This window comes from Stenotrophomonas sp. UBA7606 (assembly GCF_002477705.1).
Lineage (GTDB): Bacteria > Pseudomonadota > Gammaproteobacteria > Xanthomonadales > Xanthomonadaceae > Stenotrophomonas.
Window position 1 is genome coordinate 1 of record NZ_DLJW01000061.1, and the last position, 9,703, is coordinate 9,703.

Annotated in this window: 8 protein-coding genes; 2 read left to right on the top strand and 6 right to left on the bottom strand. The window is 64.9% G+C overall.

What is annotated here, in order from left to right; all coding sequences use genetic code 11:
• The 4 genes from B2527_RS08265 to B2527_RS08280 form a co-directional block, all read right to left on the bottom strand.
• Window positions 1-308, bottom strand: a 308-nt coding sequence (locus B2527_RS08265; RefSeq protein ID WP_293707805.1) for an alpha/beta fold hydrolase, incomplete at its 3' end; no start/stop codon positions are given.
• Window positions 309-544: 236 nt separating this feature from the next.
• Window positions 545-1,561 carry a 3-oxoacyl-ACP synthase III gene (locus B2527_RS08270; RefSeq protein WP_293707807.1) on the bottom strand — a complete coding sequence of 339 codons (1,017 nt, stop codon included), beginning with the start codon at window positions 1,559-1,561 and terminating at the stop codon, window positions 545-547.
• Window positions 1,562-1,671: 110 nt separating this feature from the next.
• Entirely contained in the window at window positions 1,672-1,989 is a 318-nt protein-coding gene (locus B2527_RS08275; RefSeq protein WP_293707809.1) for a DUF4156 domain-containing protein, read from the bottom strand.
• Window positions 1,990-2,577: 588 nt separating this feature from the next.
• Entirely contained in the window at window positions 2,578-5,421 is a 2,844-nt protein-coding gene (locus B2527_RS08280) for a M16 family metallopeptidase (RefSeq protein ID WP_414717041.1), read from the bottom strand.
• A 512-nt stretch (window positions 5,422-5,933) separates the two neighbouring features.
• Here B2527_RS08280 and B2527_RS08285 point away from each other — a divergent pair.
• The gene (locus B2527_RS08285; protein ID WP_293707813.1) at window positions 5,934-6,338 is read left to right on the top strand and encodes a hypothetical protein; all 405 of its coding nucleotides are present in this window, start codon (window positions 5,934-5,936) and stop codon (window positions 6,336-6,338) included.
• Window positions 6,339-6,375: 37 nt separating this feature from the next.
• Entirely contained in the window at window positions 6,376-6,855 is a 480-nt protein-coding gene (gene trmL, locus B2527_RS08290) for a tRNA (uridine(34)/cytosine(34)/5-carboxymethylaminomethyluridine(34)-2'-O)-methyltransferase TrmL (RefSeq protein WP_293707815.1), read from the top strand.
• A 167-nt stretch (window positions 6,856-7,022) separates the two neighbouring features.
• Here the strand turns inward: trmL and B2527_RS08295 are convergent, their stop codons facing one another.
• Window positions 7,023-8,339, bottom strand: coding sequence for an MFS transporter (locus B2527_RS08295; RefSeq protein ID WP_293707816.1), 1,317 nt, complete (start codon window positions 8,337-8,339; stop codon window positions 7,023-7,025).
• Window positions 8,340-8,345: 6 nt separating this feature from the next.
• Window positions 8,346-9,572: a CaiB/BaiF CoA transferase family protein gene (locus tag B2527_RS08300; protein ID WP_293707818.1), complete on the bottom strand. Its 1,227-nt coding sequence runs from the start codon at window positions 9,570-9,572 to the stop codon at window positions 8,346-8,348.
• Window positions 9,573-9,703: the final 131 nt, after the last annotated feature.

Below are 9,703 nucleotides of genomic sequence, written 5' to 3' on the forward strand. Positions count from 1 at the left end.
GGGCCGGTGATGCCCAGGTGCTGGAGCAGGGCGTCCAGATCATCCACCCGCGACTGCAGGGTGTAGTCGTAGCGGCTGTCGTCGGGCTTGTCGGACAGACCCATGCCGATATGGTCGGGCACGATGCAGCGGTATTTGTCGCTGAGGCCGTTGACCAGGTGCCGCCACAGATAGCTCCACGACGGATTGCCATGCAGCATCACCACCACCTCGCCGTCGCGCGGGCCTTCATCGATGTAGTTCATCGACACGCCGGGGCGGACTTCGAAGCGGTGGGTCTTGCTGGGGTAACCGGGGAGTTTGTTCATCGGGTCGCACCTGCGGCTGCTGAGCCCCTCTCCCGCCGGGAGAGGGGTTGGGGAGAGGGTTGGCCGGAGTGGAGGAGCTTGAACAACTGCTCTAACTCCCGGCGCTTGCGTGCTGCGCACGCTTCCCCTCTTCCGCCCTTCGAGCACCCCCGCCTTCGCGGGGGCAGGCCCTTTGTTCCTCCCACAAGGGGAGAAGGAAAAGCATGCGTTCTGGAAGTTCGCGGCGAGGCCGGAACTTACCAGACCACCTCGGCCATCGTGCAGTTCAAGCCCGAGCCAATGCCCATCAGTGCGACACGGTCGCCCTTCTTGAGCTTGCCCAGCTGGCGCAGTTTGCTCAGCACGATCGGCACCGAGGCCGGGCCGATGTTGCCGTGCTCGCCGAAGATGGTCATCACCTTCTTCGGGTCGATGCCGAAGGCCTTGATGAAGGCATTGGTATGCGGCTGGCTGACCTGGTGGATGACGAACTGGTCAATCTCCTCCACCGCCCAACCCAATGCTTCACGGGTGGCTTCAAAGGTCTTGGTAGCCAGCTTGATGCCTTCGATCAGCAGCAGGCGGGTGTCGGTGACCATGCGGTCCAGGTTGCCCACGCACAGCTTGTTCCACTGGTTGGCGGCACGGGTCACGCCGCCCTTGTAGCGCGGGGCATCCGGCACCAGCTCCGAGCGCGCCATCACCATGGCGGCGGCACCGGAACCGGTGGTCAGCGCGGCCACTTCGTCGCGCAGCTGCTGGGCGGTGATGTCCGGGGACATCATGCGCTCCAAGGTCTTTTCATAGACCAGGTTCGAGGTTTCACCGTCCACGATCAGGGCGTAGTCGATGTCGCCACGCTCCAGCATGCGCGCCGCCACGTCCATGCCATTGATGAAGGCCAGGCAGGCGTTGGCGATGTCGAAGGTGACGCAATCTTCGCCAATGCCCAGGTTGCCGGACACGATGGAGGCCGTAGACGGCTCCAGGTAGTCACGGCTGACCGAGGTATTGACCAGCAAACCGACCTTGTCGGCGGTGATGCCGGCATCTTCCAACGCCTTGCGGCCGGCCATGGTGGCTGCGTCCGAGGCCTGCGTACCCTGGTCCCAAAGACGGCGCGCGTGAATGCCGGCGATATCGCCCAGCACATCGGCACGGATACCCAGGCGTTCCAGGGTGGGCTGGAGCCGCTCGTTGATTTCCTTTGAGGTCAGCGTATGCGGCGCATCAATATGCGCCAGTCCCGCGATCGAGACATTTTGAAAAGGCATCGGAAAGCGCCAAGACTCAGGCGAAGGGGGCGCTATTCTAGCCCCTGCGCCTTTTTACCGCATCTTTACAAATCGGCGGCCCGCCGTATGGAGCCGCCGGGGGCCGCGTATCAGCGCGGCGGACACTGCCAGGCCGAGTAGCGCTGGCTGCCATCGGCAGGCAGGCCAAGGGCCTGCACGGCATTGGCGCCGGCACTGGTGGCCTCGTTGCGGGCCAGGGTTTCCAGTTCTTCCTGCACCCGCAGCGGATTGCGGTTGTAGAAGCCAACCTTGCTCTTCACGGTCACCTCGATCTCGCCCTTGGCAACGCAGCCAGGGGCCACCGGGCCGGCAGGCAGTACGCGCACGGCCTTGCCACTGGATTCGATCGGCACCCAGGTGCAGGCAGCGGTGGCAGCGATCAGGGCGGACAGAAGCAGGACGCGCATGGACAATTCCTTGTGAAGACCAGAACGGATTGTGCCGCGAATGGATGAACGGGTGGTGATCCAGAGGTATTGACCGCGACAAGCGGTAGTGCCGAGCCATGCTCGGCAGGGACTTTACCGGCGAAAACTGCCCTCACCCCAGCCCCTCTTCCGAATACGAGAGAGGGGCTCAGAGCTGTCCGAGCCAACGGCTTACCCTCCCCAACCCTCCCCTTCGCTACGCGAATGGGAGGGAGCAACAGCGGTAGTGCCGAGCCATGCTCGGCAAGGGCTTTACCAGCGAACGCTGCCCTCACCCCACCCCCGCTACGCGCCCCGACCCTTGCGCTGGCACAAGGTCGTTCGAATGGTGCGAACCATTGGTTCGCAAGCAGCCCCTCTCCCGCATGCGGGAGAGGGGCTCGGAGCTGTCAGAGCGAACGGCTTACCCCTCCCCAACCCTCCCCTTCGCTACGCGAAAGGGAGGGGGCAACAGCGGTAGTGCCGAGCCATGCTCGGCAAGGGCTTTACCAGCGAAAGCTGCCCTCACCCCAACCCCTCTCCCGCATGCGGGAGAGGGGCTCAAAGCGGTGGGCAGCGCCCTGACGCTTACTTCTTCTCCACCGGCTTGCCGTCGGCGTCGATCACGGTGACTTCGCCCAGGTTCAAGGCGCGGATCGGGGCCTCGGTCTGCTTCAGGTCACCCACCACCACCCAGGTCAACTTCGACGGATCCAGGGTCTTGGCGGCTTCGGCCACCTGTGCCGGGGTCATCGCCTCGATCTCGGCCTTGCGCTTGAACACGTAGTCATCCGGACGGCCATAACGCACGATGCCGCCAATGGTGTTCATCACCGATGCCGCGGTCTCGTAGGCGCCCGGCAGGCTCAACGTCTGGATATTGCGGATGCGCGCGACTTCCGCATTGGTCGGCGGACGCTGGCCACTGGCGAACTGGCTGATCTCGGCGTTCATTTCCTTCAGTGCTTCGCCGGTCTTGTCGATCTGCACCGGTGCGATCGCCATCCACGGCCGCTGGCCAAGGGCGCTGGATGCCATCGAACGCGCGCCATAGGACCAATGCTTGTCCTCACGCAGGTTCATGTTCAGGCGCGAGGTGAAATCGCCGCCCAACACGCCATTGGCAATGTCAAAACGGGTGGCCCCCGCGTCCCTGGTCGACGGCACGACTTCACCCGCGAACAGGTTGGCCTGCACCGCACCCGGCTGATCGATCAGGTAGACGCGCGTTGCCTGCGGGCGGGCCACCTCGCTGGGCGCTGCCACCCGGGGTGCTTCGCCTTCGCCCTTCCAGTCGCCGAAGCTGCGCTCCAGCAGCGGCACGACCTCCTTCAGGGTGGTGTCGCCAACCACGATCAGGGTGGCACCTTCCGGGCGCAGCCACTGCTTGTGGAATGCCGTCAGGTCATCACGGGTCAGCGCTTGGATGGCGGCTTCGTCACCGCTGCCGGTGAACGGGATGGCGTACGGATGGCCCGCCCCGTACAGCAGCGGCGGCAGCACCCGCATGGCAACGGCATTGGGCTGCACCTTTTCCTGCTTGATGCCGGCAATCCAGGTCGCCTTGATGCGATCGATCTCGCTCTGGTCGAAGCGCGGTGCACGCACCACATCGGAGTACAGCTGCAGCGATGGCGCCAGGTTCTCCTTCAATGCCGACAGATAGACATTGGCGCCATCCAGCGACGCGCCTGCGCCAATGCTGGCACCCAGGCGCTCCACCGCATCGGCCAGCGCCAGCGAACCAAGCTGGCCGGCGCCTTCATCCAACATGCCCATGGTGAAGTTGGCGGTGCCCGGCTTGCGGCCCTGGTCGGCGGTGAAACCACCGGCGAACTCATAGCTGAACTGCACCACCGGCACATCGTGACGCTCGGCCAGGACCACCTGGGTACCGTTCTTCAGGGTCGCGCGCTGCAACTGCGGGAACTTCAACTCCGGGAAGCTGCGCGTCTGCGGCACGCCGGCACTACGGTCCACCTGGCTGGGCAGGGTGCTGTACTTGGGGTCCACGGCCGGCACGTTGAACGGGGTCGGTTTGCCGGACGGCAGTTCTTCCAATGCCACGCGCTCGCCTGGCTCGACCACGATGGTGTGGTCACCCACGCCCAGCCACTTGGCACCGGCAGCCTTCACGTCGGCAGCGGTAGCGGCCTCGATGTTGGCCAGCGAGGTACGGAAGCATCCCGGGTCACCCTCGAACACGGTGCACTGCGCCAGCGCATCAGCCTTGCCGCCAAAGCCACCAATGCGCTCGATGCCACGCACGAAGCCGGCACGCGACTGCACCTTGGCGCGCTCGAGTTCATCGGCGGTGGGGCCTTCGGCGATCAGGCGCTTCAGCTCCTCGTCGATGGCCTTCTCCACCTTGGCCGGATCGACGCCCTGCTTGACCGTGGCCATGATCAGGAAGTTGGAGCCCAACTGCGAGGCATCGGTCATCGCGCTGATGTTGTCCACCAGCTTGTCGTTGTGCAGCAGGCGCTGGTCCAGGCGTGAGGACTTGGCCCCGCCCAGCACGTAGGAGAACAGGTCGAGCTGGTCGATGTCGGTGGTGCCGACCTGGGCCACGTTCCAGGCGCGGTAGATGCGCGCCTGCGGCACCTTGTCGGTCATCACCTCACGGGTGGTGGCCGGGCGCTGGGCGATATTGACCGCCGGTTGGGCCATGCTCGGGCCGGCCGGAATGTCACCAAAGTACTTGGCGACCTTTTCCTTGGCGGTAGCCAGGTCGATGTCACCGGCCAACACCAGCACTGCGTTGTTGGGGCCGTACCAGGTGTGGAACCAGGTCTTGACGTCATCCAGCGAGGCGGCGTTGAGATCGTTCATGGAACCGATCACGCCGTGGTGGTACGGGTGGTTGGCCGGGTACATGGCCCGGGTCAACTTGTCCCACACCTGGCCATAGGGCTGGTTCTCGCCCTGGCGCTTTTCGTTCTGCACCACGCCGCGCTGCTCATCCAGCGCCGCCTGGTCGATGGCCCCCACCAGGTGGCCCATGCGGTCCGATTCCATCCACAGCGCCATGTCCAACGCGGTGGTCGGCACGTTCTGGAAATAGTTGGTGCGGTCGGTATTGGTGGTGCCGTTCTGATCGGTCGCGCCCACCTGCTTGAACGGTTCGAAGAACTCGCCGTCGTGGTTCTCGCTGCGCTGGAACATCAGGTGCTCGAACAGGTGCGCAAAGCCGGTGCGGCCGACCTGCTCGTCCTTGGCACCCACGTGGTACCAGATGTTCACCGCCACGATCGGTGCCTTGCGGTCGGTGTGCACGACCACCCGCAGGCCGTTGGGCAGGGTGAAGGTCTCATAGGGGATATCCACCGCTGCAGCGGTGGCGGCCGGCTTGGCCTGTGCAACCAGCGGTGTGCTGATGAATCCGCCCAGCGCGGCGGTCAGCGCAAGGGTCAGCACGGCAGTACGGGGCATAGCTGCGTTCATTCCATTTCCCTTTGGGTTTGCAGGTGGAAGCCGATCCTAGCCGCTCCCGGTGGGCCGGACATACCCCATCGGTAATGGGAAAAGTCCTTGCAAGGACCGGATACAGCGCAGAAGCAGCGCCCCAATGACCTTTCATAAGCCTGGCTGCCTGCCCAGCCGGAACGGATGTGTACCGACCGCGCGCCCCTACCTGAAGGCACTCAACCCTCGATGCACATGTCCGACACACCTCCGGATCGCCCGAACGTCCGTCCGGACAGGCGGCAATGCCTGACTGTCCGGACAGCGGACACTCTGCAACGGAAAATAATTCAAATAAATCAAATAGATGTATTTGGCACGCATCCTGCTCCCCTTGGAACTGCAGCCCGGGCGTCTCAGATGAAACATGACCAAAGGCTGAACAAATCTCGAAAAAGCGAAAAAGTTCTTGCGCTCCGAGATTTGGTGTACTACCTTACTACCACACCACCGCTCACACACACCAAACAGGTCCCGCCATGAACGCCAAGTCCCTCGCCATTGCCATCGCCCTGATTGCCAGCACCGGCTTTGTTTCTTCGGTGCAGGCCTCGGACATCACCACCCTGGAGACCGTCCAGGTCCGCCCCTCGGCTGACCAGTTGGCCCAGGCCGAACATGAAGCCAACAGCCCGATCCACACCTTGGCCGCCGTGCAGGTCCGCCCCACCGTCGGCCAGATCGTCGAGCTGATGGCCGAACAGGCGGCGTCCCGCCTGGCCGCTGCCAGCCCGGTGGCAATTGGTGCCCGTGCCAGCCAGTGGGTGGTTTCGCTGCCGGCCATCAATGTCCGCCCGGACGTGGAGCAGGTGCAGGCCATGGCCGCCGAAGCCGCTGCGGACGCCATCGGTCAGGTGGTCGCACAGGGTCTGGTGTCCAACTAACCCAGCCTCCCCGCGCTACCCGGCGTAAACTGCGCCGATGACTTCTGCCCCTGTTTTCGATGTAGTGCTTTACCAGCCCGAGATCCCGCCGAACACCGGCAATGTGATCCGGCTCTGTGCCAACACCGGCGCGCGGCTGCACCTGATCGAACCGCTTGGTTTCGACCTCAGTGACAAGCAGCTCAAACGCGCCGGCCTGGACTATCACGAGTACGCACAGATGCAGGTCCACCCGGACCTGGAAACCGCTTTGGCGCGCATCATGCCCAAGCGCCTGTTTGCATTGAGTACCCGCTCCAGCGTGCGCTATGACACCGTGCAGTTCGCCGATGGCGATGCCTTCCTGTTCGGCCCGGAAACCCGTGGCCTGCCGCAGGAGCTGCTGGACGCCCTGCCCGACGGCCATCGCCTGCGCCTGCCGATGCAGCCGCACAACCGCAGCCTGAACCTGTCCAACTCGGTCGCCGTGGTGGTGTACGAAGCCTGGCGCCAGCACGGCTTCCCCGGCGGCGCGTAAGCACTGCCCGGTAGTGCCGAGCCATGCTCGGCAAGAGGCGTTACCTGTGTAGTGCCGAGCCATGCTCGGCAAGAGGCGTTACCGGTAAAGCCGCTGCCGAGCATGGCTCGGCACTACAGGGCATGGCGGCTTCTGCCGCGCATGGCTCAGCGCTACGAACCTGGCAACTATTGGGTGATATCGCGTAGCCGGGTCTCCGGCATCAGCCATAGCGCCAACAGGCCACACAGCAAGGCCATCGCCGTCGGATAGAACAGCCCAACGAAATCACTGTGGTAATGCGCGCTCAAGGCCGCCGTCGCCAGCGGCATGAAGCCGCCAAACCAGCCGTTGCCCAGGTGGTACGGCAGGCCAATCGCGCTGTAGCGGATGCGGGTGGGGAACAACTCCACCAGATACGCCGAGGCCGGGCCGCAGACCAGCGCCACCGGCACCGACAACCACCACAGCACCGCCAGCGCCGCGCCAAATGACAGCTCGGGGCGCACATGGGCCGCCAGCAATTTGAAAGCCGGCAACAAGGTGGTGCCCGCCAACAGGAAGCCGGTGATGATCACCGGCCGGCGGCCGATGCGATCGGACAGCCAACCGGCCAACGGAAACAACGGCGCCGCCAACAACAGCGCACACATCATCAGTTCACCGGCCGTGCCCACGTCCAGGCCCAGCGGCGATTGCAGGAATACCAGCGGGAAATACTGCCCCGCATTCCACACCACGCCCTGCGCGGCGGTCATTGTCGCCAGCGCCAGCAGCATGGCCTTCAGGTGATCACGGTTGCCGAAGGCTTCCTTCAACGGCGACGTCGCCACCTTGCCCTCGCGCTGCAGCTTCTCGAAGGCCGGTGATTCGGCCAGGTGCAGGCGCATGTACACCGACAAACCCAGCAACAGCACCGAGGCCAGGAACGGCAGCCGCCAGCCCCATTGCGCAAATGCGTCCTCACCCAAGGCATGCCGGCACAGGCTGATCGTGCCCAGCGCCAGCAACAGGCCAAGCGTCCCGGTGCCCATCACCAGCGAGGTATTGAGCCCGCGTCGCGATGGCTGCGAATGCTCGGCCACATAGGTGGCGGCACCACCAAACTCGCCGCCTACCGCAATGCCCTGCAGCAGCCGCAGGCTCACCAGCAATACGGGTGCAAGCACACCGGCCATCGCATAGGTAGGCAATGCACCGATGCCGATGGTGGCCGTGCCCATCAGCACGATGGTGATCAGGAAGGTGCGGCGGCGCCCTACCCGGTCGCCGAGGCGACCAAAGATCAGCGCGCCCAGCGGCCGCACCACCCAGCCTGCACCAAACACTGCCAGCGCCGACAGCAAGGCAGCGGTTTCATGCCCTGGCGGAAAGAACTGCCGGCCCAGCACCACCGCAAGTGAGCCGTACAGAAAGAAGTCGAACCACTCGAACACGGTGCCGGCCACTGCCGCGGCAATCGCCCGCAGGTTGCTGCCGACAGGCGGCGTGGACAAAGCCTGCATGGCCGATCAGCCGCCCACCACGCCCTGCGCCTGCAAGGCCTGCAGGCGTGCATCGTCGATGGACAACACCTCTTCCAGTACTTCGCGGGTGTGCTGGCCCAGCACCGGCGCCGCTTGCCCGTACTGCAGCGGCGTGGCGGAGAACTTCAGCGGATTGCGCACCATCGGCACGCTGCCGCCGCCGGCGTGTGGCAGCTCGATGCGCAGCCCGCGTGCCTGCACCTGCGGGTCGTCGAAGACCTGGTCGATGCGGTTGACCGGGTTGGCCGGCACCACTGCCTTTTCCAGTGCCTCCAGCCATTGCGCGGCCGGGCGCGTGCGCAGCCGCTGCTGCAGGTAGGGCACCAGTTCCTCACGGTGGGCGACACGGGCATTGTTGGTGGCGTAACGCGGATCGCTGGCCAGTTGCGGCTCGCCGATCACCTCGCACAAACGCGCGAACTGGCCGTCGTTGCCAACGGCCAACATGAAATAGCCATCGGCCGCCGGCATCACCTGGTAGGGGACGATGTTCGGGTGCGCGGTGCCCTGGCGGGTTGGCACCACCCCACCGACCAGGTAGTTGGACGCCTGGTTGGCCAACCATGCCACCTGCGTGTCCAGCAGGGCCAGATCGATCTGCTGGCCCACGCCGGTGCGCTCGGCGTGACGCAACGCCGCCAGGATGGCGGTGGCCGCATACATGCCGGTCATCAGGTCGGTGGCGGCCACGCCCACTTTCTGCGGGCCGGCGCCGGGCGCACCGTCCGCTTCGCCGGTGACGCTCATCAGGCCACCGATGGCCTGGATGGCGGCGTCATAGCCGGCGCGCTGGGCATAGGGGCCGTCCTGGCCGTAGCCAGTGATCGAGCAGTACACCAGGCGCGGATTGATGGCCTGCAGGCTGGTGAAATCCAGCCCGTATTTCTTCAACCCACCGACCTTGTAATTCTCCACCAGCACATCGCACTGCATCACCAACTCACGCAGCAAGGCCTGGCCTTCGGCGGTGGTGAAGTCGATCGCCACCGAGCGCTTGCCACGGTTGGCGCACAGGTAATACGCCGACTCGCGGGTATCGCGGCCTTCGGCATCCTGCAGATAGGGCGGGCCCCAGGTACGGGTGTCATCCCCCACCCCGGGACGCTCGACCTTGATCACGTCGGCACCAAAATCGGCCAACACCTGCGTGGCCCACGGGCCGGCAAGGATGCGTGAGAGATCGAGAACGCGGACGCCGTCGAGCAGTTTCATTTCGGCCACCAGTTGCTGCAGGCCTGCGGCAGCGACGGCTGCCAGGCGATGGCCTGCTGGAATGCCTCGGCCAAGGCGATCAGGCTCAACTCATCACCGATGGTGCCAACCAGCTGCATGCCGGCCGGCAG